Origin of the sequence: Nocardia yamanashiensis, from assembly GCF_021183565.1 — a bacterium.
Classification (GTDB): Bacteria; Actinomycetota; Actinomycetes; order Mycobacteriales; family Mycobacteriaceae; genus Nocardia; species Nocardia yamanashiensis.
This window is the reverse complement of record NZ_CP089226.1, coordinates 7001728-7027129: the sequence shown is the minus strand read 5'-3', so window position 1 is coordinate 7027129 and position 25402 is coordinate 7001728. Positions and strand designations below refer to the sequence as shown.

At 68.4% G+C, this 25402-nt stretch carries 25 protein-coding genes; 10 read left to right on the top strand and 15 right to left on the bottom strand.

The window, feature by feature from the left end:
* Positions 1 to 178: 178 nt before the first annotated feature.
* The 6 genes from LTV02_RS32385 (at position 179) to LTV02_RS32360 (ending at position 7047) form a co-directional block, all read left to right on the top strand.
* Positions 179 to 1474, top strand: a complete 1296-nt coding sequence (locus tag LTV02_RS32385; protein ID WP_233035475.1) for an ABC transporter substrate-binding protein — start codon at positions 179 to 181, stop codon at positions 1472 to 1474.
* A gap of 96 nt (positions 1475 to 1570) precedes the next feature.
* Positions 1571 to 2551, top strand: a complete 981-nt coding sequence (locus LTV02_RS32380) for a carbohydrate ABC transporter permease (RefSeq protein WP_233041791.1) — start codon at positions 1571 to 1573, stop codon at positions 2549 to 2551.
* A 131-nt stretch (positions 2552 to 2682) separates the two neighbouring features.
* Positions 2683 to 3504 carry a carbohydrate ABC transporter permease gene (locus LTV02_RS32375; protein ID WP_067720794.1) on the top strand — a complete coding sequence of 274 codons (822 nt, stop codon included), beginning with the start codon at positions 2683 to 2685 and terminating at the stop codon, positions 3502 to 3504.
* A gap of 268 nt (positions 3505 to 3772) precedes the next feature.
* Entirely contained in the window at positions 3773 to 5908 is a 2136-nt protein-coding gene (locus tag LTV02_RS32370) for a transglycosylase domain-containing protein (RefSeq protein WP_408639287.1), read from the top strand.
* A gap of 252 nt (positions 5909 to 6160) precedes the next feature.
* Complete coding sequence (locus tag LTV02_RS32365; protein ID WP_067720704.1) at positions 6161 to 6616, top strand: GyrI-like domain-containing protein; 456 nt, start codon at positions 6161 to 6163, stop codon at positions 6614 to 6616.
* A 5-nt stretch (positions 6617 to 6621) separates the two neighbouring features.
* Positions 6622 to 7047, top strand: coding sequence for a GyrI-like domain-containing protein (locus LTV02_RS32360; protein ID WP_233035472.1), 426 nt, complete (start codon positions 6622 to 6624; stop codon positions 7045 to 7047).
* 61 nt (positions 7048 to 7108) lie between these two features.
* On the opposite strand, the gene LTV02_RS32355 is transcribed toward LTV02_RS32360, so the two are convergent.
* Both LTV02_RS32355 and LTV02_RS32350 read right to left on the bottom strand, forming a co-directional pair.
* Entirely contained in the window at positions 7109 to 8206 is a 1098-nt protein-coding gene (locus LTV02_RS32355) for an inositol-3-phosphate synthase (RefSeq protein WP_067720702.1), read from the bottom strand.
* Positions 8199 to 8756 carry a PadR family transcriptional regulator gene (locus LTV02_RS32350; protein ID WP_067720701.1) on the bottom strand — a complete coding sequence of 186 codons (558 nt, stop codon included), beginning with the start codon at positions 8754 to 8756 and terminating at the stop codon, positions 8199 to 8201. Before LTV02_RS32350 ends, LTV02_RS32355 begins: the two co-directional genes overlap by 8 nt.
* Positions 8757 to 8929: 173 nt before the next feature.
* Here LTV02_RS32350 and LTV02_RS32345 point away from each other — a divergent pair, with 173 nt between their 5' ends.
* From LTV02_RS32345 to LTV02_RS32335, 3 genes are all read left to right on the top strand, one after another.
* On the top strand, positions 8930 to 9343 hold the full coding sequence (locus tag LTV02_RS32345; protein WP_084523838.1) for a DUF5318 domain-containing protein: 414 nt from the start codon (positions 8930 to 8932) through the stop codon (positions 9341 to 9343).
* Positions 9344 to 9631: 288 nt separating this feature from the next.
* Complete coding sequence (locus tag LTV02_RS32340) at positions 9632 to 12268, top strand: transglycosylase domain-containing protein (protein ID WP_408639286.1); 2637 nt, start codon at positions 9632 to 9634, stop codon at positions 12266 to 12268.
* A gap of 138 nt (positions 12269 to 12406) precedes the next feature.
* Positions 12407 to 14065 carry a glycosyltransferase family 87 protein gene (locus LTV02_RS32335; RefSeq protein WP_233041788.1) on the top strand — a complete coding sequence of 553 codons (1659 nt, stop codon included), beginning with the start codon at positions 12407 to 12409 and terminating at the stop codon, positions 14063 to 14065.
* Here LTV02_RS32335 and LTV02_RS32330 read toward each other — a convergent pair.
* From LTV02_RS32330 to LTV02_RS32275, 12 genes are all read right to left on the bottom strand, one after another.
* On the bottom strand, positions 14037 to 14450 hold the full coding sequence (locus LTV02_RS32330) for a nuclear transport factor 2 family protein (RefSeq protein WP_233035471.1): 414 nt from the start codon (positions 14448 to 14450) through the stop codon (positions 14037 to 14039). The genes LTV02_RS32335 and LTV02_RS32330 overlap by 29 nt on opposite strands.
* Before the next feature lie 12 nt (positions 14451 to 14462).
* A complete protein-coding gene (locus LTV02_RS32325) occupies positions 14463 to 15179 on the bottom strand; it encodes a helix-turn-helix transcriptional regulator (protein WP_233035470.1) in 717 nt (238 codons plus the stop codon).
* Positions 15176 to 15931: an isocitrate lyase/PEP mutase family protein gene (locus tag LTV02_RS32320; protein WP_233035469.1), complete on the bottom strand. Its 756-nt coding sequence runs from the start codon at positions 15929 to 15931 to the stop codon at positions 15176 to 15178. The genes LTV02_RS32325 and LTV02_RS32320 overlap by 4 nt, the downstream gene beginning before the upstream one ends.
* A 56-nt stretch (positions 15932 to 15987) precedes the next feature.
* On the bottom strand, positions 15988 to 16455 hold the full coding sequence (locus tag LTV02_RS32315) for a hypothetical protein (protein ID WP_233035468.1): 468 nt from the start codon (positions 16453 to 16455) through the stop codon (positions 15988 to 15990).
* On the bottom strand, positions 16452 to 17504 hold the full coding sequence (locus LTV02_RS32310; RefSeq protein ID WP_233035467.1) for a radical SAM protein: 1053 nt from the start codon (positions 17502 to 17504) through the stop codon (positions 16452 to 16454). The genes LTV02_RS32315 and LTV02_RS32310 overlap by 4 nt, the downstream gene beginning before the upstream one ends.
* Positions 17505 to 17587: 83 nt before the next feature.
* Entirely contained in the window at positions 17588 to 18316 is a 729-nt protein-coding gene (gene dhaM, locus LTV02_RS32305) for a dihydroxyacetone kinase phosphoryl donor subunit DhaM (RefSeq protein WP_233035466.1), read from the bottom strand.
* Complete coding sequence (dhaL, locus tag LTV02_RS32300; protein ID WP_233035465.1) at positions 18313 to 18942, bottom strand: dihydroxyacetone kinase subunit DhaL; 630 nt, start codon at positions 18940 to 18942, stop codon at positions 18313 to 18315. Before dhaL ends, dhaM begins: the two co-directional genes overlap by 4 nt.
* Complete coding sequence (gene dhaK / locus LTV02_RS32295) at positions 18942 to 19943, bottom strand: dihydroxyacetone kinase subunit DhaK (protein ID WP_233035464.1); 1002 nt, start codon at positions 19941 to 19943, stop codon at positions 18942 to 18944. Before dhaK ends, dhaL begins: the two co-directional genes overlap by 1 nt.
* A gap of 78 nt (positions 19944 to 20021) precedes the next feature.
* Entirely contained in the window at positions 20022 to 20756 is a 735-nt protein-coding gene (locus LTV02_RS32290; protein ID WP_233035463.1) for a hypothetical protein, read from the bottom strand.
* Positions 20757 to 20809: 53 nt separating this feature from the next.
* Positions 20810 to 21571 (bottom strand): AIM24 family protein, encoded by a 762-nt coding sequence (locus tag LTV02_RS32285; protein ID WP_233035462.1) that lies wholly within the window; start codon positions 21569 to 21571, stop codon positions 20810 to 20812.
* Positions 21568 to 22275, bottom strand: coding sequence for an AIM24 family protein (locus LTV02_RS32280; RefSeq protein WP_067720435.1), 708 nt, complete (start codon positions 22273 to 22275; stop codon positions 21568 to 21570). The genes LTV02_RS32285 and LTV02_RS32280 overlap by 4 nt, the downstream gene beginning before the upstream one ends.
* A 10-nt stretch (positions 22276 to 22285) precedes the next feature.
* On the bottom strand, positions 22286 to 22909 hold the full coding sequence (locus tag LTV02_RS32275) for an AIM24 family protein (RefSeq protein WP_233035461.1): 624 nt from the start codon (positions 22907 to 22909) through the stop codon (positions 22286 to 22288).
* Between the two features lie 111 nt (positions 22910 to 23020).
* Here LTV02_RS32275 and LTV02_RS32270 point away from each other — a divergent pair, with 111 nt between their 5' ends.
* Positions 23021 to 24343 (top strand): TerD family protein, encoded by a 1323-nt coding sequence (locus LTV02_RS32270; RefSeq protein WP_233035460.1) that lies wholly within the window; start codon positions 23021 to 23023, stop codon positions 24341 to 24343.
* Between the two features lie 57 nt (positions 24344 to 24400).
* On the opposite strand, the gene LTV02_RS32265 is transcribed toward LTV02_RS32270, so the two are convergent.
* Positions 24401 to 25402 carry an alpha/beta hydrolase gene (locus tag LTV02_RS32265; protein WP_067720438.1) on the bottom strand — a complete coding sequence of 334 codons (1002 nt, stop codon included), beginning with the start codon at positions 25400 to 25402 and terminating at the stop codon, positions 24401 to 24403.

The following is a 25402-nucleotide window of genomic DNA, read 5'->3' as shown; positions in this document are numbered from 1 at the left end:
CTCCGCTCCCCCGCTTCGCTCCTCCGCTCCACTCAGTCCAGAACGAGACGGCCGCGAACCTGGAGCGAACCGCGATCTGACGAGGTAGCTCGGGCGCACGATATCGCAACCATGTATCTTCCCTTGTGCACCCGGCCCAGTGTGCTGCCGCTCACGTCTCGACCCTGGAGTATCCGCGATGGCTTTGAAGCAGATCCTACGTACGTCACTGGTCCCACGCGCCGCCGTGGTCATGACCGGAGCCGCGCTGCTGACGGCGACCTTCGTCAGCGCCTGCTCCAGTGACAGTGGGAGCAGCCCCGTCTCGCAGAACCTGACGGGCCGCGGGCCGATCACCTACGTCGAGGGCAAGGACACCACCGAGACCGGTGCGGTCAAGCAGCTCGTCGAGCGCTGGAACGCCGCGCACCCGGACGAGAAGGTGACGTTCAAGGAGCAGTCGAACGACGCCAACCAGCAGTACGACGATCTCAAGCAGCACCTGAACGCCAAGAGCTCCGACTACGACGTGGTCGCGCTCGACGTGCCGTGGACCGCCGAGTTCGCCGCCAAGGGCTGGATCCAGCCGCTCAAGGACCAGTTCCAGATCGACACCTCGACGCTGCTGTCGCCGCCGGTCGCCTCGGCCACCTACAACGGCACCCTGTACGCCGCGCCGCGCAACACCAACGGCGGCCTGCTGTACTACCGCAAGGACCTGGTGCAGGAAGCCCCGAAGACCTGGTCGGAGCTGCTGTCCAGCTGCCCCAAGGCGCGTGAGGCCGGAATCGGTTGCTACGCGGGCCAGTTCGCCCCCTACGAGGGCCTGACCGTGAACACCGCCGAGGTCATCAACGCTTTCGGCGGCAGCTTCGTCGGCGCGGACGGCAAGACCCCGACGGTGAACTCGCCGCAGGCGCGCGCCGGGCTGTCGATCCTGGTGGAGGCGTACAAGAACGGCGACATCCCGCCGCAGGCGCTCTCGTTCAAGGAGCCGGAGTCGCAGAACGCCTTCGTCACCGGCAAGCTCATGTACATGCGCGGCTGGCCGTCCAGCTTCGGTGACGCCGGTTCCGACGCCTCCGCGGTGAAGGACAAGTTCGGGGTCGCCCCGCTGCCCGGCAAGGACGGCATCGGCGCCTCCACCCTGGGTGGCTACAACGCCGCCATCAGCGCCTTCTCCAAGAACAAGGCCACCGCGCTGGACTTCCTGCGCTACCTGATCAGCGAGGACGCCCAGCACATCGTGGCGCAGGGCGCGCTGCCGTCGGTCCGCGCCTCGGTCTACGACGATCCGGCGCTGATCGCCAAGATGCCGTACCTGCCCGCGCTCAAGGACTCCATCGCCTCGGCGGTGCCGCGTCCGGTGACCCCGTACTACTCGGCGGTGTCGAAGGCCGTGCAGGAGAACGCCTACAAGGCGATCGAAGGCAAGCAGTCCGTCGACGAAGCGATCATCGGGATGCAGAAGGGCATCGAGACCGCCGGGTCGTAGGATTCTCCCGTCTTGACGAGTCCGTCCCGCAGGAGAAGAGAAACGGTGTCACGTCCTTCGGGAGCGACCGAGGTCGCGCCGCCCGATCTGCCCGGCATGTCCACGAAACCCGCTGCCTCCGCGCCGAAGCGCCGTACCGGTCTATCCGGTACGGCGAAGGCCTGGCTGTTCGTCACGCCGGTGCTGCTGGCGCTGGCGGTGGTGATCGGCTACCCGGTGGTCCGGGCGCTGATCATGTCGTTCCAGAAGGATTCCGGGCTCGATCCCGCCACCGGCATGTTCGTCGAGGGCGGCAATGCCGGATTCGACAACTACACGCACTGGCTGATGCAGCAGTGCACCAACAGTTTCGGTGAGACGGTCAGCTGCCCCACCGGCAATCTGGGCTCGCAGTTCTGGCTGGCCATCGGCGTCACCCTGTTCTTCACCGTGATCACGGTGACGCTGGAGGCCACCATCGGGCTGGGCATGGCCATGATCATGGGCAAGACCTTCAAGGGCCGGGCGCTGCTGCGCGCGGCCGTGCTCATTCCGTGGGCCATCCCCACCGCCGTCACGGCGCGGTTGTGGGAGTTCATGTTCCAGTACGACGGCGTGGTCAACCGGGTGCTCGGCACCCACATCCTGTGGACCGTGGACGAATGGCCGTCGCGGTTCGCGGTCATCGCCGCCGACGTGTGGAAGACCACCCCGTTCATGGCGCTGCTGATCCTGGCCGGGCTGCAGGTGATTCCGGAGGACGTGTACGAGGCCGCGAAGGTGGACGGGGCGTCCGCCTGGCAGCGGTTCTGGCACATCACCATGCCGCTGCTGAAGCCGGCGCTGCTGGTGGCGGTGCTGTTCCGCACCATGGACGCGCTGCGCATGTACGACCTGCCGGCCATCATGACGCAGTCCAATGCCAATACCCGGACCATCTCGATGCTGGTGGTGGATCAGGTGCGGCAGGGGCCCAACAGCGCCTCGGCACTGTCGATCATCACCTTCCTGCTCATCTTCGCGGTGGCGTTCCTGCTGGTGAAGGTGCTGGGCGCCAATGCGGTTCGCACCCAGGAAGCACAGCGGGAGGCGCACTGATGAGTACAGCATCGCGAAGCGATTCGGTGGGGGGCGGCGGTCGGGTGACGGGTGGGCCCATCGATATGACCAAAGAGTCCGCCGCCGCGCCGAACAAGCCGGGCGTGCAGCCGGTTCCGTGGACGAAGAAGCTGGCCTCCGCGCGCGTTTACCTCGGCGCGCTGATCGTGCTGGTGTGGGGCCTCGGCCCGTTCTACTGGATGGTCGTGACCGCGCTGCGCGATCCGGACTACCAGTTCGACAACACCCCGTGGCCCACCCATGTGACGTTCGAGAACTTCAGCAATGCGTTCGACACCAGTCGCGGCAACGACTTCGGGCGGGCGCTGGGCAACAGCGTCATCATCGGGTTGTTCACCACGGTGATCGCGCTGATCATCGGCGTGATGGCGGCGTACGCGCTGGCGCGGCTGACGTTCAAGGGCCAGTACGTGGTGTCGGGGCTGATCCTGTCGGCGTCCATGTTCCCGGTGGTGGTGCTGGTGACGCCGCTGTTCCAGTTGTTCACCGATATCGGGTGGATCGGGCACTACCAGGCCATGATCATTCCGAACATCTCGTTCGTGCTGCCCATGACGGTGTACATCCTGGCGTCGTTCTTCACCGAATTGCCTTGGGAGCTGGAGGAAGCGGCGCGGATCGACGGGGCGTCGCGGTTCCAGGCGTTCCGGTTGATCATGCTGCCGCTGGCGGCGCCGGCCGTATTCACCACGGCCATCCTGGCTTTCATCGCCGCGGTGAACGAATACCTGCTGGCGCGGCTGCTGTCCTCGGACAAGACCGAGCCGGTGACGGTGGCCGTCGCCCGGTTCTCGGGTAACAACCCCCTGGTCCAGCCCTACGCGGCCATTATGGCGGCGGGCACCATCGTGACCATTCCGCTGGTGATCATGGTGCTGCTGTTCCAGCGCCGCATCATCTCGGGTCTGACCGCGGGCGGCGTGAAGAGCTGAGCCTTCGGCTCAGCAGGAAAGGGGTTTCGGGGGCTTCGCCCCCGGGACCCCCATATACCGGGCGCAGGCACCGCCCCCGGGGCCCCTTGCCTGGCGCAGGCGCGCAATACCGCCGACCGGTCGGGTGTGTCCATTAGCATGGGTCGCGCCGCACAGCGCTGTCTGCGGCTTCCTCCGTACACGCAAGCTTTTTCGACGCTCCAGTGAGGAGATGTTCGTGAGCTCGTCCCGTAAACGGCGTCGCAGTGATCCGGCACCGTACGCCACCATGGCTGGCTGGAATGAGCTCGCTACCGCACGGCGTCAACCCTCGCACAGCCGGCCGCGCAAACGGGCGAAACCGCCCGAAAAGCCGTCGAACTCGCTGCGGCCCAAGCACTCGCGCGGGTATCGGGTGTTCCGGGTGCTGGTGACGCTGTTCGCGATCCTGGTCCTGCTGCCCGCCGCGCTGTTCGGGCTGGCGTACTGGAGCGCGGAGATCCCGGACCCGGAATCGGTGCAGACCAATCAGATCGCCACGATTCTCACCGCGGACGGCAATACCGTCATCGCGAAGGTCGTTCCGCCGGAGGGCAATCGGGTCCCGGTCCCGCTCAGCGATGTTCCGCAACCGGTGCGGCTGGCCATGCTCTCGGCCGAGGATCGCAATTTCTACACCAATCCCGGCTATTCGACCTCGGCGTTCGTGCGCGCGGCCCGGGACAATTTCACCGGCAAGGAAGACGCGGGCGGCGGCTCGACCATCACCCAGCAATACGTGAAGAACGCCTTCCTGAGTTCCGAACGGACCCTGAGCCGCAAGATGCGCGAGCTCATCATCTCCGCCAAGATGGCCCGCGAATGGAGCAAGGACGACATTCTCGCCGCCTATCTGAACACCATCTACTACGGGCGCGGCGCGTACGGCATCCAGGCGGCGGCGCGGGCGTACTTCGCCAAACCGGTCCCGGAGCTGACGCTGGCCGAGGGCGCGGTGCTGGCGTCGGTGGTGCGCACGCCGTCGGCACTGGACCCGGAGACGCATCTGGACCAGTTGAAGGCGCGCTGGTCCTATGTGCTGGACGGCATGATCGAGATGGGCGTGCTGCAACGCCCCGAGCGCGCCGCCACCGTGTTCCCGAATATCGTGCCGGTCACCGAGCTCGACGACAGCATTCCGCGCGGTCCGGAGGGTTTGATCCGTGCCCAGGTGCTGCGCGAGCTGCGCGCCTCCGGAATCAGCGAGCAGGAATTGAATACCGGTGCGCTGCAGATCATCACGACCATCGACGCGCGGGCGCAGCAGGCGGCGCTGAACGCGGTGAACTCCTCGCTGGGCGGGCAGCCGGGTGAATTGCGCACGGCCGTGGTGTCGATCGATCCGCGCACGGGTGCGGTGCGCGCCTATTACGGCGGACCGGACGGTATCGGATTCGATTTCGCGCAAGCCCCCTTGCAAACCGGTTCCGCCTTCAAGACCTTCGCGGTGCTGGCGGCGCTGCAGCAGGGCATCACCATGAACTACAAGATCGACAGCGGTCCGGTGACCGTGAACGGCGAGAAGATCCAGAACGTCGGCGGCGAGACCTGCGGCACCTGCCCGCTGTCGGAGGCGTTCAAGCGCTCGCTCAACACCAGCTTCTACCGGCTCACCCAATCGCTGTTCGAAGGCCCGAAAGCCATTGCCAACGCGGCACATCAGGCGGGCATCCCGGAATCCATTCCGGGCGTGGCGGGCAAGACCCTCACCGAGGACGGCGGCCCGCCGCTGCCGTCGATCGTGCTGGGCGCGTACTCGGTCCGGCCCATCGACATGGCCTCGGCGTACGCCACCCTCGCCGCGTCGGGGGCCTACCGCGCGCCCTACTTCGTGCAGAAGGTGACCACCGCCGACGGCCGGGTGCTGCTGGACCGGGCCGCCGACCCGCAGCGCACCGAACAGCGCATCACCCCGGCCGTGGCCGATACCGTCACCCAGGCCATGCTGCCCATCGCGGCCTACTCCAACGGGCACAATCTCGCGGGCCGGCCCTCGGCCGCCAAGACCGGCACCACCCAGCTCGGCGACAGCGGGCAGAACAAGGACGCCTGGATGGTCGGGTTCACGCCCTCGCTGGCGACCGCGGTGTGGGTGGGAACCGAACAGTCGCAACCGATCCGGACGGCGCGCGGGGCGGCCATCTACGGTTCCGGCCTGCCCGCCGATATCTGGAAGCAGACCATGGACGGCGCGCTGGACGGCGCGCCGGTCGAGCAGTTCCCCAATCCCGATCCGCTGCCCGGTTCGCCGCCGGCCAATGCCAATTGGGACATCCTGAATCCGAATCCGGCCCAGCAGCAGGAACCGGTGGTGATCATCCCGCCCGCCGAACCGCCGAAGCAGGTGGAGATCTTCCCCGGCCTCAGCATTCCGGTCCCCGGATAGCCCGCATGTCCCCGCGACGCGCCGAATCGCCGCCCGCCACCCCCATTCGGGGGTGTGAAGGCGGGGCACTCACGGCTACTGTTCACCGTGATTCGGTGTTGATCATGTTTGCGCGGCGGTCCGCCCCATCCATGGGCAGCCGCGGATATGGTGGAACCGGCTACCGATGCCAGCGACTCCGGCGAATGGTGGCAGGATGCGGGTGGGAGCAGGGTGGGGTCGGACACAGCACGAGACATAGGGGCGACGCCGGTGGAATTCAATGTCGTTGAACGCCACGAGACGCTGGTAGCCGGAACGGTGCTACGCAGCCCGGCTCTCGCGGTCGAAGGACCGCGCCGCGCGAAGGTCGAAGAGGCGTGGAAGCGCACCATGGCGCGCGACCTGCCGGGCCCGCCGGCCACCGCGTACGTGGACCACGCGCCGGAAATCGGCTCGTACCTGACCCATATCGTCGGCTACGAGTGCAAGACCCTCGACGATCTGCTGCCCGGAGATGTGCTGGCGCGGGTCCCCGCCGGTACCTTCGCGCGTTTCGTCCGCACCGGTGACAACCTCGGCGACACCGTGGTGTCCATCTGGCGCACGGTGTGGGATCTGGAGGCGACGGGCCAGCTGACCCGCGCCTACACCGGGGATTTCGAGCACTATCCGGATTCCCGGACGGTGGAGATTTTCGTCGCGCTCGATACGAGCGTGGAGGGGTAGGGGCCGTGGACTTCGAAATCGTCACCCTGGATCCGTTCCTGGTCGGCGGGCTCACCATTCCCCTGGCGGGACGCGAGGTCACCGCACGCGACCTGGACCTGGTCAACTTCACCTGGGATCGCTACCTGGCGCGCGAGAAGAAGATCGAGCGGGTCGCGGCATACATCGGCCAGAACGACCACGCCGTCGCGGTGCTCGGCTACGAGCTATCGGACCTCGGTGACCTGGACACCGGCGATGTGGTGACGCGGATTCCGTCGGGCCGCTACGCGAAATTCGTTGTCTCCGACAAGCCTTACGATTTGCTGCGCACGGCCTGGGCCAAAGTCGCCAAGGCGGAGAACGCGGGCACCATCACCCGCTCCCACACCGCGGAGATCGAGCGCTACACCGGACCGACCTCGGTAGAGGTCTACGTCTCCCTCGACTGAGCCGAAAAACCGAGAGCCGGGCTGCGATCGAATCGCAGCCCGGCTCTTGTGTTTCGAGAACTTACTCGGCGCCGATGATGAAGGCTTCGAGCTGCGCCCGCGCCACGTCGTCGGCGATCTGCTTCGGAGGGGACTTCATCAGGTAGGCCGAGGCCGGGATGACGGGTCCGCCGATGCCGCGGTCCTTGGCGATCTTCGCCGCGCGGACGGCGTCGATGATGATGCCGGCCGAGTTCGGCGAGTCCCACACCTCGAGCTTGTACTCCAGGTTCAGCGGCACGTCACCGAAGGCGCGACCCTCGAGGCGGACGTACGCCCACTTGCGGTCGTCGAGCCACTCGACGTAGTCCGACGGGCCGATGTGCACATTGCGGTCGTGCACCTTGCCCGCCAGCGGACCTTCCAGGTTCGAGGTCACGGCCTGGGTCTTGGAGACCTTCTTGGACTCCAGGCGATCACGCTCGAGCATGTTCTTGAAGTCCATATTGCCGCCGACGTTCAGCTGGTAGGTGCGGTCCAGCGTGACACCGCGGTCCTCGAACAGCTTGGCCATCACGCGGTGCGTGATGGTCGCGCCGACCTGCGACTTGATGTCGTCGCCGACGATCGGCACGCCGGCGTCGATGAACTTCTGCGCCCAGACCGGGTCGGAGGCGATGAACACGGGCAGCGCGTTGACGAACGCCACACCGGCGTCGATGGCGCACTGCGCGTAGAACTTGTCCGCCTCTTCGGAACCGACCGGAAGGTAGGAGACGAGGACGTCGACCTTGTTGTCCTTCAGCACCTGCACCACGTCGACCGGCTCGGCCTCGGAGAGCTCGATGGTCTGCGCGTAGTACTTGCCGATGCCGTCGAGGGTCGGCCCACGCTGCACGGTGACGTCGCTCGGCGGCACGTCGGAGATCTTGATGGTGTTGTTCTCGCTGGCGAAGATGGCGTCGGCGAGATCGAAGCCGACCTTCTTCGCGTCCACGTCGAACGCGGCGACGAACTTCACATCGCGCACGTGATACGGACCGAACTTGACGTGCATGAGACCCGGAACAGTCGAGTCAGCGTCGGCGTCCTTGTAGTACTGCACGCCCTGGACCAGGGAAGACGCGCAGTTGCCCACGCCGACGATGGCCACCCGTACTTCGGTGTTGATGTCACTCATGGCCGATATTTCCCTCTTTCTGTGGTGCCGCCTTCGTCGATTGCTCCGCAGCAATCAACTCGTTGAGCCAGCGCACTTCACGCTCGCTTGATTCGAGACCGAGTTGATGGAGCTGGCGGGTGTAGCGATCCAGTTGCCCGCTGGCTCGCTTGATGGCCTCCCGCAGTCCTTCTCGGCGCTCCTCGACCTGCCTCCGCCGCCCCTCCAGAATCCGCATCCGCGCTTCCGCGGGGGTGCGGCTGAAGAAGGCCAGATGAACGCCGAAGCCGTCGTCGGTGTAGTTCTGGGGCCCGGTGTCGGCGAGCAGTTCCGCGAACCGCACCCGCCCCGTTTCAGTCAGTTGGTAAACCCGCCGCGCACGTCGCGTGGTCAAACCTTGCGGGCTCTCCTCAGCGATAAGACCGTCCAGTTGCATTCGCTTCAGGGTCGGATACAGCGACCCGTAGGAGAAGGCGCGGAACGGTCCGAGCAGGCCCGTGAGCCGCTTGCGCAGTTCGTAGCCGTGCATCGGTGATTCGAGGAGCAGCCCGAGGATTGCCAACTCGAGCACCGGGCCTCACCCCCTGACTGGTTCGTTTCAGATCTAACCGATGGATGCAGTTCCAAACTATATCGCGCCGATATATTTCCCGCGCACTATGCCGCTGACGGCGCGTCTGGGAGATAGATAAGAGTCGATCCGGGGCGTGCGGGGTCGCCACCGCCGCAAGTACTCTGGGTGCCGTGCGAATTCAGCGGCAGGTAGTGGACTATGCGCTCCGGCGTAGGTCGCTGCTGGCCGACGTCTACGCCGGGCGTGTGGCCGTAGCGGAAGTCTGTGACGCGAACCCGTACCTGTTGCGTGCGGCGAAGTTCCACGGGCGCGGGAGCGAGGTCACATGCCCGATCTGCAGGAAAGAGCAGCTGACTCTCGTATCGTGGGTCTACGGCGACGGGCTCGGCCAGATGGCCGGTTCGGCGCGCGCACCGGAGGAGTTGCTCCGGATGGCCGAAGGCCGCGAGGAGTTCACGGTGCACGTGGTCGAGGTGTGCCGGACCTGCAGTTGGAACCATTTGGTGCAGTCCTATGTGCTGGGCCGTGCTCCCGCGCCGACGGGCCGCCGCCGCTCCGGCACGCGCCGCACCGCCGCCGAGTGAAAGGCCACGCCGACTGCTGATTAGCGGGCAGCCACCTGCCCGCCGCGGCATGTGTCGCGGGCCCGCGCGGGGCGCTGTAGGACCGCACCGAGCCGCCAGGAACTGTTTGTCGAGTAGCTATTGGAGATCCACGCTGTGAATTCGCCCTATGACGACGGACCGCACCGCGGCCGCCCCCGTGGCGGTTCGCAATCCGGACCCGGTGGCTATCCGCCGCCTCGCCCGAGCGGTCCGCCTCCGGGCGCACGACAGCCGCAGGGCCGGCCCGGGCAGGGCCCGAACGGTCCGGTGCAGCGGGGTCCGCAGCCGGGCGGGCAGCCGCCGCGCGGTCCGCAGCCCCCGCGGGGTCCCCAACCGCCGCGCGGCCCGCAGCCGCAGAGCGGGCAGCCGCGCAGTGGAGAGCTGCCCAGACGCCCGGCGCCGGATCACATCCAGCGCGCCGCGACCTCCGATCGCACCCAGCGCGGCGGGACCGATACCCGCCCGCGCCCGGTGAACGACCGCACCCGTCCGGCCTCGGGCGCACAGCCCGCCGCCCGGCGGCCCGCGCCCAACGGCAACGGCAACGGCACGCCTCCGGGCGCGCCGCCGCGGCGTCCCGGCGGCGGCGGTTCCGGTGGTTCCGGCGGCGGCCGCAGTGCGAGCGCGCCGCGCAAGCGGTCCATCTGGCGGATCCTGCGCCGCATCGCCTACGTGGGCAGCGGCCTGGGCATCATCGGCCTGTCGGCGCTGTTCCTGATCGCCTACTCGACGGTCAACGTGCCGCGCCCGGGCGATCTCAAGACCAACCAGGTCGCCACCATCTTCATGTCGGACGGCAGCTCGGTGCTGTCGAAAGTGGTTCCGCCCGAGGGCAACCGCACCGATGTGACCATCGACCAAATTCCGCCGCACGTGCGCAATGCCGTGATCGCGGCGGAGGACCGCGACTTCTACACCAACCCGGGCTTCTCCATGAAGGGCTTCGGGCGCGCGTTCTGGGACAACCTGACCGGCAAGGAAAGCGCCGGCGGTGGTTCCACCATCACGCAGCAGTACGTGAAGAACGCCATGGTCGGCAATGAGCGGACGCTGACCCGTAAGCTGCGCGAGCTGGTGATCTCGGCCAAGATGGCCAAGCAGTGGTCCAAGGACGAGATCCTCACCGCGTACCTGAACACCATCTACTTCGGCCGCGGCGCCTACGGCATCAACGCCGCCGCCAAGGCGTATTTCGGCAAGACGGTCTCGGAGCTGAGCGTGGCCGAGGGCGCGGTGCTGGCGGCGACCATTCAGCAGCCCTCGAACCTGGATCCGGAGAAGAATCCGACCGGCGCGCAGGAACGCTGGAAGTACGTGGTCAACGGCATGAAGGACGGCGGCAATCTGTCCGCCACCGATGCCGCGGCGCTGCAGTACCCGCAGGTGATTCCGGCCGCCGACGCGCAGGCCGACAAGACCCTGGACACCGGGCCCGAGGGCCTGATCAAGACGCAGGTGCTCAAGGAGCTGACCGAAGCCGGTATCTCCGAGCACGAGCTCAATACCGAGGGCCTGCAGATCTACACCACCATCGATCCGAAGGCGCAGCAGGCGGCCATCGACGCGGTGGCCAAGAACATGCAGGGCGAGCCGGAGAAGCTACGCACCGCCGTGGCGGCGGTGGATCCGAAGACCGGTGCGGTGCGCGCCTACTACGGCGGCTCCGACGGGCAGGGCTACGACTTCGCGAATGCCGGTCTGCCCCCGGGTTCCTCGTTCAAGGTGTTCGGCCTGGCCGAGAACCTGGAGCTGGGCAAGCCGCTCTCGACGCTCTACGACTCCTCGCCGGTGACGGTGAACGGCATCAAGATCACCAACGTCGAGGGTGAGCAGTGCGGTATGTGCACCATCTCCGAGGCGCTGAAGCGGTCGCTGAACACCAGCTTCTACCGGATGATGCTGGACATGCCGGGCAACGGCCCGCAGAAGATCGCCGATATGGCGCACAAGCTGGGCATTCCGGAAACCATTCCGGGCGTGGGCAAGACGCTCACCGAACCGGACGGCTCCGGCCCCAACAACGGCGTCGTGCTGGGTCAGTACCAGGTGCGGCCGCTGGACATGGCCTCCGCGTACGCCACGCTGGCCGCCTCCGGCGTCTATCACAAGCCGCACTTCGTGACCAAGGTCGTCACCTCGGACGGCACCGTGCTGCTGGATCGCGGCGAGGTCGCCGGTGAGCAGCGGGTGTCCGCGGCCGTCGCCGACAATGTCACCGACGCCATGAAACCCATTGCGGCGTGGTCGCGTAACCATCAGCTGGCCGGTGGCCGCCTGTCCGCCACCAAGACCGGTACCAACCAGCTCGGCGACACCGGCGAGAACCGCGACTCCTGGATGGTCGGCTACACCCCGTCGCTGGCGACCGCGGTGTGGATCGGCACCGAGCAGGGCGAGAAGCTGCGCAATGCCAGCGGCGGCATGATCTACGGTTCCGGCCTGCCCGCCGATATCTGGAAGGACACCATGGACGGCGCGCTCAAGGGCACGCCGCTGGAGAACTTCCCGAAGCCGGGCGCCATCGCCGGTCAGGCCGGTGTGCCGTCCTGGTCGGCCCCGTACACCGCGCCGTCCACCACCGAGGCGGCCATCGCACCGCCGGTGTTCACCACCAGCCAGATGCCGATTCCGGGGCTGCCCGGCTTCTCCATCCCGATTCCCGGGGTGGCGCCGAACCCGCAGAACCAGAGCCAGCAGAACCAGGGCGGCCAGAACGGCGGCAGCCGCGGGCAGACCCAGGACGGTGACAGCGGCGGCGGGGGCGGCGGTACCGGTCCGCTGCCCGGCCAACCGGTGGCCCCGGCCGATGGCGGGGCGCCGACCACCACCGCGCCCAGTGGCGGGACCGGCGGCGGTAATGGCGGCGGTAATGGCAACGGCAACGGGGGAACACGCGGTCGGTAGCCTCAGGCCGTGATCGAGCAGGAACTCGTGCCGCAGCCGCCGGCCGGTGCCGGGCCGGCCGGCGATACGGAAACGGGTGGGTCCGCCCCCGGTGCCACCGGGGGCGCGCCCGCGCCCGACAATGCTGGGGGGCAGCACATTTCAACGCAGCGCTACGACTCGCCGGCGCCGCTGGCGCGGGATCTGCGCTCGGCCGACGATCGCGACAAGCCGAGCCGCACCGATGCCATGTCCGCGCAGCTGGCCGATCTCATCGGCGGCCCGGTGGGCGATCACGCGCTGATCGGGCGGGCCCGCTATTGGACGCCGGTGCGCGTCATGCTCGCGTTCGCGGTGCTGTTCCTGGCGCTGAGCTGGTTCGGCAAGGCGGGCTGTATTCAGCAGCGGCCGGACGAGAACGGGCTGCTCGGCCTGGATTGGGACAACGGCCGCCAATACGTGGCCATGTGCTATTCGGACACGGTGCCGCTGTACGGCGCGGAACGCTTGAACGAGGGCGCTTTCCCGTACAAGAAGAAGTGGACCGATATCGACGCCAATGGGAAACCGCAGGCGCGATACATGGAATACCCGGTGGTGTCGGGGCTCTACCAGTACGCGGCCATGGGCATCGCCAAGGCGTGGAAGGCCGCCTCGCATCCGGGGCCGGTGACCGGCGACGGCGAGAAGCACTATTCCGGGCCGCGACTGCCCGACGCGCTGGAAGTGGTCATCTACTTCAATGTGGTGGCCGTCGGCCTGGCGCTGGCGTGGCTGGTGACGGTGTGGGCGTCGGCCCGGCTGGCGGGCAGCCGCCGGGTCTGGGATGCCGCGCTGGTGGCGCTGTCACCGCTGGTGCTGGTGCACGCCTTCACCAATTTCGATGCCCTGGCAACGGCTTTCGCGGCGGGCGGGCTGCTGGCCTGGGCGCGGCGGCGGCCGGTGCTGGCCGGTGTGCTGCTGGGTCTGGGCGGGGCGGCGAAGCTGTATCCGCTGCTGTTGCTGGGCCCGATCCTGGTGTTGTGCCTGCGGGTCGAACGCCATGACGAGGACGATGATCCGGCGTGGGGCGGGCTGCGGCCGTTGCGCGCGGCGTGGGCGGCGATCGCGGCGGCGGCCATCACCTGGCTGGCGGTGAACGCGCCGATCGCGTGGCTGTATCCGGCGGGCTGGCGAGAGTTCTTCCGGCTCAATACCGAACGGCACGCGGACCCGGATTCCATCTACAACGTGATCACCTCGTTCACCGGCTGGACCGGTTTCGACGGGGGGCTCGCGCCGGGCCGCGCGCCCACCATCCTGAACATCCTGTCGCTGCTGCTGTTCCTGGCCTGCTGTGCGGCGATCGGCTGGATCGGCCTGACCGCCGCCCGCCGCCCCCGCCTGGCCCAATTGACCTTCCTGGTGGTGGCGGCGTTCCTGCTGACCAACAAGGTGTGGAGCCCGCAGTATTCGCTGTGGCTGGTGCCACTGGCGGTGCTGGCGCTGCCGCAGCGCCGAATCCTGCTGGCCTGGATGACGATCGACGCCCTGGTGTGGGTGCCGCGCATGTACTACTACCTCGGCACCGATCACAAGGGCCTGCCCGAGCAATGGTTCACCGGCACGGTGGTGCTGCGCGATATCGCGGTGATCGCCCTGTGCGTCTTGGTGATTCGCCAGATCTACCGCCCCGACGACGATCCGGTCCGCCGCGACGGCGCCGACGATCCCAGCGGCGGCCTGCTCGATCGCGCCGCCGATCCGGTCTATCCGTGGCTGCCGCCGTACTGGCGGCCGCGAACCCGGGTCAGTGCGGGAATCGGCGCGAGCCGGTGACCGACCAGACCTGAACCAGCGCCCCGTCGGCGGTGTCGAACATGTCGATGCCGCTGACGGTCTTGCCGTCCGGGAACTCCGCGTACCAGCGGCAGGCCGAACTGCCGTGCCCCACCGCCGGATTCGAGCCCACCGCGGAGCCTTCGATGCCGAACCGGACGCCGGGCCGGGCGGCGTGGAACTCGTGCAGGAATGCGACGAAGGCGTCCGGGCCGGAGACCGCGTCGCCGCGGTGCGTGCCGTCCGCGTCGCCCGCCCCGGCGAACGCGATGCGGAAGTCCGGGGCGCAGAGTTCCCGCGCCAGTGCGAAATTCCCGTTCCACAGGTCGGTCCAGCGGGCGGCGATCAGGTCGGCGGTGGTGTCGGTGACTGGTGTGCTGGTCATGGCGTCGAGCATTCAGGCGTTGCGCGACAACGGTATGTCGGTGATCGCGGTCACATCGACGAGCCGGCCGTCGCCCATCCGGATGGCCGAGGAGTCGAGTCCGCGATCCGGCGCGACTTCGGCCAGCACGGTCGCGGACCGGACCCGGTCCAGCCGGAAACCCCGGATACCGTCCCGCAACCGGCACCAGGCCGACAGGTACCAGTGCTCCCCGGCGAGCAAGGCCAGCGGTTCGACCTCGCGCGCGCTGGCCCGGCCCTCGCCGTCGACGTATTCCAGGCGCAGCACGCGGCGGCCGAGCACGGCTTCCAGCACTTCGGGCGGCGCGGGCGGAGTCTCATTGGGCAGCAACCGGATTCGGTCACTGAGCTGCGCCGCCAGCTCACGATCATGCTCGGTCAGCACGGCCAGCACCTTGTGCACGGCCGAGCGCGCGGCCGCCGCGAAGGGCGTACCGGCCAGCTGCGGCAGCGCCACCAGCAGCGCGGTGGCCTCGGTCGCGGTCAGCGAGACCGGTCCCAGCGTGCGCGCCCGCTCCAGCGCGTAGCCGCCATTGCGCCCGGGCAGGGTGATGATCGGCAGCCCCGCCTGCTGCAGGGCGGCGATATCCCGCACGATGGTGCGCGCGGTGACCTCGAATCGCGCGGCCAGCTGCCGCGCGGTCCGGGGCCGCGGACTGTACGCGCGCAATTCCTCCGCCAGCGCGTACAGCCGCTCGGTCTTGGTCACTGCCAGGGCAGGAAGAGCCGGTTCGCCTCGGCGGTCAGCGCGCGCTGCAGGAACGGGCCGAAACTGACTCGCGCGACGCCCATTCCGGCGAATTGCACCCGGCTGCCCTGTTCGGGGAAGCCGATGGCATTGACCGGCAGCGGCAGTTCCGCGCACAGCGCGCGCAGCACTTCGGGATCCCGCGCGCCCACCGGATACAGCACGTCCGCCCCGGCCGCCGCGGCCAGCCGCAGACGCTCGAGCGCGCTGCCGAACCGCTCCTCCGGGGCGCCGGTGTCGGGCCGCAGGAACACGTCGGTTCGCGCGTTGATCACCACGTGCACGTCGGTGGCGTCGGACGCGCGCCGCAGTTCGCCCACCAGATCGGCGTGCTCCTGCGGTTCCCGCAGCCGTCCGTCCTCCTTGTGCACGGTGTCCTCGAGGTTGAAGCCGACCGCTCCCGCTTCCAGCAGCCCGTCGATCAGATCGGCGGGCTTGACCCCGTACCCGGATTCGAGATCCACCGACACCGGAATGTCCACGGCCGCGGTGATTTCCCGGACCCGGCCGAGCACGTCGGTGAACGCCATCCCCTCCCGGTCCTCCTTGCCCATGGAGTCCGCCAGCGGATGGCTGCCGATGGTGAGGCCGGCGAATCCGGCTTCCTGCACCGTCTTGGCCGACCAGGCGTCCCATACGGTCGGCAGGATCACCGGGTCGCCCGGCTTGTGGAGCTCGCGGAACAGAACGGCTTTCGCGCTGAGGCTGGTCATCCTCCGATCCTGCCCCGCGTACCGGGCAGGCGGTAGCACCCGTACTGCTCGATTCGTCACAAACCGGCGAGTTTCCGGACGGCCGCGATGCGCGCGCGGTCCTGGGCGCTGTCGCGGGCCGCCATCAGCGCGATGAGGTGGGCCGGGGCGGCGACCGGAACCCCGGCGTGGAGTTCGGCCGCGGCCTCCGCCTCGGGCCAGGTGACGGCATCGTATTCGTAAGTGGCGTCGATGATTCCGTTCCCCTGCGTGGCGCGCAGGTAGTAGCGCCCGGCCAGCATTTCGGGATCGAGCGGCGGGTGGACGTCGTCCTGCCAGGACCGCACCCGCCAGCCCTGGGCGCACAGGGCGGCGGTGCAGGCGTCCGGTCCGATCGCCGCGGAGGGCAGCAGCAGATCGCAGTCGCGGACGGGCAGATCGAGCAGTGCGCCGTAGCGCAGGTGCAGGGCGAGTCCGCCGATCACCACGTAGGGCACCCCCGAGGCCCGCAGCGCGCGCAGGGCGGCCAGGTAGGTGGCGATCATCCGGCGGTGCGCAGCAGCACGGCGGTCTCGGGATCCCAATCGGCGCAGAGGTTTCCATTCGCGTGATAGATCATCTTGTAGACCCGGTCGGAGTGGTGGCGCGCTTTCATCAGCTCGTAGTCGGAGGTTTCGAAGGTGACGTCCACCGCGTCCCGCCAGCGGCAGCGCAGGTTCCAGTAGTAGTACCCGCGGGTGTGCCGGATCGGCGTGAAGCCGGCGACGGGATCGGCTGCGGCGGGCCAGATTTCGTCGATCAAATCCTCGATCGGCACCCGGTCCCGCGCGATGGTGCGCAGCGGCGCGTTCGGCTTGTACAGGTCGCCGAGCCGGGAGAACTCGCGGAAGACCACATCGGTCACCCCCAATTCGTCACGCGCCCAAGCGAGATAACCCTCCACCCCGGCCAGATCGTGCACGCCGGTGCGCTGGATGACGCAGACCAGCCGCACCGGCAGCGCGGCGCCCAGCTCCCGCACCGTGCGTTCGAACACCGCATTGCCGGCAACCGGTTTGCCGTCCCGGAATCGCATGATCAGATCGTTCGCGGCCTGCTCCCGGTGGTGGCGCGAGACCTCGGCCCGGTCCAGCCCGAAGCGCGCGAGTCGCGGAATCAGCCGTGCACCATGGGTTTCGCGGGCCAGTCCGGCGGTATTGGTGTAGAGGACCTTCTCGGTGATCGGCCCGTCGTGCGCGTCGAGCAGATCCAGGACGCGTTCCAGCCAATCCGGATCATCGGTCGATTCCAGTCCCGACAGCGAGAGCCCGAAGGGCAGGCCGCGCAATTCCGCGAGGGTGCGCGCCAATCCTTCGAAATAGCCCGCACCGGGCCGCAATCCGGCCGAGAGCACGGTGGCGTCGCGATGCCGCAGGGTCTCCGAGCAGAAGACGCAGCGGGCCGAGCACGGCTGGGCGGAAGCGAAGGGGGTGAAGGTCACCGGCAGCGAGAAGGTCCGGTCGATGCCGCCGATCCGGCGCCGGACCAGTTCGGCCCCTTCGTCGATCCGATCGTCGATCTCCACGCCCGGAAACCGTTGCTCGATGGTGGTCATCTGGAGTTCCTCCCCGCCCTACTGTTTTAGTCTTAACGACTACAATAGCGGGTGCGAGGTGGGACGGCTACCCGGGAAGAGCTTCAGTGGCCGGAGGTCACCGCCCGCACCTGCTCGATCGCCAGGGCCGCCTCCGGTCCGGTGGCGGCCACTTCGAGGCGATGACCGGGCAGGACGCCGAGGGTGAGCACCCGGGTCAGGCTGTTGCCGGGCACCGGGCCCGCGCCGGTGGTGGCATTGCGCAGCAGCACTTCGGCATCGAGAGCGCCGAGGGCGGAGACCAGTTCCGCGGCGGGGCGGGCGTGCAGGCCGTGCTCGTTGGTGACCTCGAAGACGGCATCGGCCTGCGGGCGGCCGATCAGGGTGTCGGAGCCGGCATGGTCGTCGGCGGCTGGGCCACCGGGCGGCGGCGGTGCGCCGAGCTGAGCGCGTTTGGCGTCCAATGCGGACTCGGCTTCGCGGGCGACCGCGGCGAGATCGCCACCGCCGCCCGCCGCGGCCAGGGCGGCAACCAGTCCTTCCACCAGCGGCCCGGCGCAGAGGCGGACGTCGTGCGGGGTGTCCAGGAGGTCCAAGGCGGTTTCGGCGGACAGCACGGCGCTGCCGAGGTCCATCAGCAGCAGCACGCCGTCGCCGGTGTCCGCGGCGGTGATGGCGTCGGCCACCGCGACGGCGTCGGTGCCGAGGGTGTGGTCGTCGAGTCCGGCGGCGATCTCGACGCGAACGGGTTGGGCCGGAAGGAGTTCCGTGGCCAGCGCGACCGCGGCCCGGGCCAGCGAACGGCTGTGCGAGACGACTACCAGGCCGATCATCGCAACGCCTGCCGGGCGGCGCGGACGAGCAGGGCGGCGCTGGTCGCGCCCGGATCCTGATGTCCGGCACTGCGTTCGCCGAGATAGGAGGCGCGGCCCTTGCGGGCGACCATGGGAATGGTTGCGTCCCTGCCGGTTTCGGCGGCGGCGACGGCCGCGTCCAGCGCCTCGTCCGGGGCGGATTGCCCGGCCACCGCTTTGTCGAGCGCGTCGGCGGCGGGTTCGAGGACGTCGACCATGGTCTTGTCACCGGGTTCGGCCTTGCCGCGGGCCAGGACGCCGTCCAGTCCGGCCCGGAAGGCACGCGCGAAATCGCTTACCTCCGCACCGGATCCGATGGCGGGCGCGCAGCGCAGGAAGAACGTGCCGTACAGGGGCCCACTCGCGCCGCCGATGGTGCGGATCAGCACCATGGCCGTCTGCTTGAACACCTCGGTGGGGGTGGGCGGCTCGTCGGCGGTGGCGGCCGAATCGTCCAGGGCCGCAACGGCTGCCATCAGCCCGCGCTGCATATTCGTCCCGTGGTCGGCGTCGCCGATGGCCGCGTCCAGGGCGTTCAGTTCGTCGGCGTGCTCGTTCACCAGGACGGCGAAGGCGCGGATCCAGGCCGCGGGATCGACGCTCATCAGATACCCCACCGCAGGGCCGGGGTGCGGACGGGCGCGTCCCACAGGGCGGTCAGGTCCTCGTCGAGACGGGTCAGGGTGACCGAGCAGCCCGCCATGTCCAGGGAGGTGATGTAGGAGCCGACCAGCGACCGGGCGATGTGGATGCCCTCCCCCCGCAACAGCCGCGCCACCTCGTCGAACATGAGATACAGCTCCAGCAGGGGCGTCCCGCCCATCCCGTTGACGAAACACAGCACCTGATCGCCGGATCGGAAGGGCAGATCGGCGACGATGGGTTCGACCAGCATGGCGGCGATCTCGCGGGCGGGGGCGAGCGGGACCCGGCGGCGGCCGGGTTCGCCGTGGATGCCGATGCCGATCTCCATCTCGTCCTCGCCGAGCTCGAAGGTGGGATGCCCGACGGCGGGCACCGTGCCCGAGGTCAAAGCCATTCCCATGCTGCGGGATTCGGCGTTCACGCGTTCGGCGACGCGCGCCACCTCCGCGAGCGGCCGGCCCGCCGCCGCGGCCGCGCCCGCCATCTTCTCCAGCACCACGGTCGCGCCGACCCCGCGCCGCCCGGCCGTGTACAGGCTGTCCTGTACCGCCACATCGTCGTTCACCACCACCGCGCGCACCTCCACCCCGGTGTCGGCTTCGGCGAGTTCGGCGGCCATCTCGAAGTTCATCACGTCGCCGGTGTAGTTCTTCACGATGTGCAGCACCCCGGCCCCGGCGTCCACGGCGGTGGTGGCGGCCAGGATCTGATCGGGCACCGGGGAGGTGAAGATCTCGCCCGCGCAGGCGGCATCGAGCATGCCGGGCCCGACGAAACCGGCGTGCAGCGGTTCGTGCCCGGAGCCGCCGCCGGAGACCAGCCCGACCTTGCCGGGCACGGGCGCGTCGGCGCGGATCACCACTCGCGCTTTCGCGTCCACGCGCAGTTCGGGATGTGCGGCGGCCATCCCGGCGAGGGCGGCGTCGACCACGTCGGCGGGCTTGTTGATCAGCTTCTTCACCGGCTGCTCCCTCGGCAGGCTGGGACGAATTCCTAGGCCAGACTGGCACTCCGGTCCGGGCCGCGGTGTGCTTTCGGGCTACTTGGGGGCGCCGTCCTCGAGCGAACGGGCCAGTTCGATATCGGTCACCAACTGCACCATGAGATCGCGCAGTTCGCAGTCGGGCAGGTGTTCGGCGGCGAATTCGAAGGGTTCGGAGACGTCCAGTCCGCCCTGGGTGGCGGCCAGGATCACCCACGGGATACCCACTTCGGCCACGCCGAGTCGTTCGCGCACCAGGTCGGTGGTGTCGTCCATGAGATCGTTGCGGCGCGTGACCAGGGTCATCAGTTGTTCGTCGAGTTCGGCGCGGCGGGCTTCCAGCAGACCGGGATCCGCGCCGTTCTCCTGGGCGGGCGTGGTGCGCACCGAACCGTCGTCGTACACCTGGAAGCCCTCGTTGACAGCGGTGGTGCCGAGCGAGATCTCGGCTTCGGTGAGGTCGGGCAGGCTGCGCAGGCAGTCCAGCACCGCGTCCAGGGCGGCGACCAGGCGATCGCGAATATCGCGCCGGCGCAGCAGTTCCCGTTCGGCTTCCTCGCGTTCGGCGAGCGCCTGTTCGACGGCGCGGCCGATCTGGAAGGCCATGGCGGTGGATTCCGGCGCCCAGCCGCCCTGCGGGACGAATTCGCCGTCGCGGGGCGTCACGGTGTCGAGGAAGCCGTTGACCGCGTCGAGCAGTCCCTGCAATTGGCCGCGCGACACGGCGGGGTGCCGGAACGCGCGCAGATACTGTTCGTGCGCTTGTGCGGAATCCACCTCACCGTCACTCACGTACCCGATACTGCCACGCGTTCGCGGCCCATCGGTGCAATGACAGTTAACAACTAGTAATTCTGCTGGGTACCCAATTGCTGCTGGATTACTCCCTGCAGGCGCTGCAGTCCGGTGGGGGTGACGCCGCTCTGCAGCTGGCCCTCGATGGTGCGCACCAGGTGCGCGTCGTCGAGGATCTTCTCGCTGGACTGGATGAGCACCGTGCCCGCGCCGGTGAAATCGAACTGGCGCTCCTCGCCGGAGGTCACCCCGAAGCGGGCCGCGCCGGCCGCCAGGAAGCTGCTCACCCAGCGCTGATCGTAGTGATGACTGGGCGACGGGCAGTCCGCCCAGCCGACCAGCGATTCCGGATCCACCCGCAGCGGCGGTTCGGCGAACATGACCGGGCCATTGGAGGAGGCCAGGAACTTGCCGGTGCCGATCAGGGTCAGGAAGCCCGGCACGATGGACTGTTTCAGTGCCAGTTCGGGTTCGAACGCCAGCAGGTTGGCGGCCCGTACCGTGAGGTTGCCGTTGTCCAGGTCGAAGCTGTTGATGTTGTAGCCGCGGTCGCCGATCAGCAGCTTGCCCTGCCCCTCGGCAACCACGTAGTCACCGCCGAAGAGCGGGGCCGAGAACTGTTGCGCCACCATGTGCAACAGCCCGCCCTGCAGCCCGTGGGTGAGCGCCTGGAACCGCATCTCGCCGTAGTGGGCGATCATCGCGCCCTTGCGCATGAACCACGGTTTACGCAGATCGATGCAGTAGGCGTAGTCGTTGCCCGGAACATTGTCGCTCTCACCGAGATTCATCGGATTCAGAATCTGGCTCACAGCTTCTCCTCGCTGGCCTGCACGTACACCACGCCCTGCCCGACGCAGTGCAGCTGCATGGCCTCGCCGGAACCGCGGCCGACGGCGTCGCGCCAGCTCAGTGCCGTCTTCAATTCGGTCTGCACATTGCCGTAGGCGGCCACGAACGCCTGCGGATCCACCACCACCGGGTACTGACCGCCGACCTGGAGTTCCAGGAAACCGCCGTGCGCCAGCAGCACCGCGCTGCCCTGACCGGACAGCTGGGTGGTGAACATGCCCGCGCCGGTGAGCATTCCGCTCGCCGCGCCGCGCAGCGCGCCCATCAGGCCGCCGCCGCGCCCGCCGCCGCCACCGCCGCCCGAACTCGCCACGGAGACGATCGAACTCTGCAATTGCGCGGTATTGGCCAGCAGCCGTGAGGCTTCCACCCGCAGCACCGCGCCCGGCTGCATATGCACGATGTGGGTCTCCAGACCCGCGAAACCGTAATGCACTTCGCCGTTGCCGGTGGCCAGCATGGTGCGCTCGTGCTCGCCGGCCATCATGCGCCCGGCCATGCCCATCAGGCCGCCCATGCCGCCCATCTGGCCCGCGCCCGGAATCTGGTGCGGCTGGAAGGACACGTCGCCGGTGTAGAAGAGCATGGACCCGGTGCGGGCCACCACTCCCCCGGCCCGTCCGGCGTGCACCTTGACGACTTTCCCGTTCACCTGCTCGAACATCAGCGGTCCCTCACCGTTCCGCGGGCTGGATCAACACGACGCCGTGCCCGTCGTAGCGCAGCGAGAACGCTTCTCCGCCATCCTGTCCCAGCGCCGAGCGCCACGACACGTCGGTGACGAAGGACTGGTTCAGATTGCCGCGCGAGGCCACGAACGCGTCCGGATCCACCACCAGCGGGAACTGCGGCGACACCTCCAGATGAATGAGCGGCCCGCCCGCCGACAGCAGCGCGACCTGACCGGTGCCGCTGACCGTGGTGGTGAAAAGGCCCGCGCCGGTGGAGGCTCCGCGCAGGCCCGCGAACGCCACATTGGTGCGCAACTGCCCGGCGAAGGCGAGCAGCTGCTGCGATTCCACCTGCAGCGTCTCGTTGTTCAGGTTCACCACGGTGACGTGCTGTCCGTTGACGGCGAAGAACACGCGCCCGTTGCCGGTGCATTCCATGAGGGACAGCGATTCTCCGGTGGCGCGGCGTTTCAGTCCCGCCAGCACCCCGTCGCCCCCGCCGAAACCGGCGCTCTTGAACTGCACATTGCCTTCATAGGCGACCATGGAACCCGCGATCGCGCGGAGGCTGTCCCCCGCGAGATGGGCTTCGATCACCTTCTTGGATTTCTCGAACAGCTGCGCCATCACTGCCTCGTACTCGTATTTGCGGCAACCCTAACCGATCAGGTCAACGGCTGGTGTCCGAGTTTTCCCCTAGAGTGGCGTGCGTCAGCATCGACAAGCGAAGGGTCAGTCTTGTCCGCAGTACTGGTGAAGGGCCAGAACGGCCCTTTGAACGTCAATGATGTGGTGATCGGCATCCAGGTCGCGGCCCCCGCGGACCTGTCCGCGCTGCTGGTCACCGAGAGCGGCAAGGTGCGCTCCGACGCGGATTTCGTGTTCTTCAACCAGCCCACCGGTCCCGGCGTGCAGTTGCAGCCCGGCGCTCCCGGCCAGTCCGGCGTGCTCGCGGTGTCGCTGGGCGCGGTGCCCGCCGATATCGCGCAGTTGCGCGCGGTCATCACCCTCGACGATCCGAGCACCAATTTCGGCCGGATCGCGCCGCCGGTGGTGACGGTGTCCGACAGCGGCGGAAATCCGTTGTACGAGTACCGCATCGAGAGCCTCACCACCGAATCCATCGTGATCGCCGTGGAGTTGTACCGGCGCGGATCGGATTGGAAGGTGCGCGCCATCGGCCAGGGGTACGCGGGTGGTTTCGCGGCCCTGGTCACCGATCACGGCGTGAACGTGAACGAGCCCGCCGCGCAGCCCGCGCCCGCGAGCTATCAGCAGCCCGCGCCGACGGGTGGTCCCGGCTATCCGCCGCCCGCGGCCGGGGGTTACCCGCCGCCGCCCGGTGCCGGCTACCCGCCGCCGGGCAATCCGCCGCCGGGACAAGGCTTCCCGCCCCCGCAGGGCGGTTACCCGCCGCCCGCGGGCCCGGGCTATCAGCAGCCGGCTCACGAGCCGTTCCCGGATCTGGACCTGCCCAAGAACCATGCGGTCAGCCTGGTGAAGGGCCAGCGCGTCAACCTCCGCAAGGAGGGCGGCAGCGCGCTCACCTACGTCAAGATGGGTCTGGGCTGGGATCCGGTCAAGCGCGGCGGCCTGCTGGGCAGCCGCGCCGTCGATATCGATCTGGACGCCTCGGTCATCCTCTTCGCCGATATGAGCCCGGTGGATGTCGTCTACTACGGGTCGCTGGCGTCCAAGGACGGCTCGGTCCGCCATCAGGGCGACAACCTCACCGGTGAGGGCGCGGGCGACGACGAGGTCATCCTGGTCGATCTCACCCGGATCTCCCCGCAGGTGACCACGCTGCTGTTCACGGTGACCTCCTACAAGGGTCACACCTTCGAACAGGTCGCGAATGCCTTCTGCCGCTTGGTGGACGGCGCGTCCAATGCCGAGCTGGCCCGCTACACCCTGGCCGGCGGCATGCCCTTCACCGGCATGGTGATGGCCAAGGTGTACCGCTCGGGCGGGGACTGGAAGCTGGAGGCCATCGGCGAGGGCATCCAGGCCAAACATCCCGGTGAGGCCGTCCCGCAGCTCGGGCGTTTCGTCGGCGCCTGACCCGCGTACGAGAACGGGCCCGCACCGGATCGGTGCGGGCCCGTCGCGTCGAATCACTCAGCCCTGCAAGCCCATGCCCTGGGCCAGCACCGGCCAGGATCGGTGCAGGTCGTCTTCCCAGTACGGCCAGTAGTGGGTGCCCACCGGATTGAAGTGGTAGGTGGCGGGGATGGCCAGGGAATCCAGTTTGGTCTTCAGGTTGGTGGTGCAGCCGTTGACCGCGGCTTCGATGCCCATGCCGAGACCCAGGTTCACGCCGCCGGTGATGCCGGGTGCGTTGGACAGGTAGTACTGGATGTCCTCGGGCGTGGGGATGCCGTTGCCGGTGGCGACGTAAAGGTTGGTGCCGCGCAGCTTTTCGGCATGGATCACCGGATCGTTCTCGGCCCACAGCGGACTGTCGTCGGGCCCGTACATGTTCTGGGTGCTGCCGCCGGACCAGGTCTCGACCACGAATTTCACGAACTGGCGGCCGATGGGATCGGCGATCTGCGCGCAGCCGCTGTAGGCGGCGACGGACTGCCACAGGCCGGGTTTGGCTTCGGCGAGTTGCAGCACCGAGGTGCCGGTCATGGAAACCCCGGCCAGGGCATTGCGGCCGGTGGAGTTCAATTGCCGGTCCAGCAGCGGGGGCAGTTCCTCGGTGAAGAACGTCTTCCACTTGTTGACACCGAGTTTGGGATCTTCCTTGATCCAATCGGTGTAGTAGCTGCCGCGCCCGCCGATGGGCAGCACCACGTTCACCGGCTTGTCGGCCAGCCATTGCAGGGCGGTGGTCTGGCCCTGCCAGCTCGCCTCGCCCTCACCTGCATCGAGGCCGCTGAACAGGTAGAGGTTCGGGGCGGGTTGCGATTCGTCGGCCGGCCGCTGCACGTCGACGGCGACTTCCTTGTCCATCGCGGCCGAGTACACCTTCAGATGCCAGGTGCGGCCGTCCTTGTCGACGGAGGTGATGGCCGAGGCCTTGGCCGGGGCGGCGGTGGCGGCTCCGGCCACCACCCCCGCGGACAGGGCGGCGGTGAACACGGCGGCGGTGATACGGCGCAAGGAAGTTTTCAT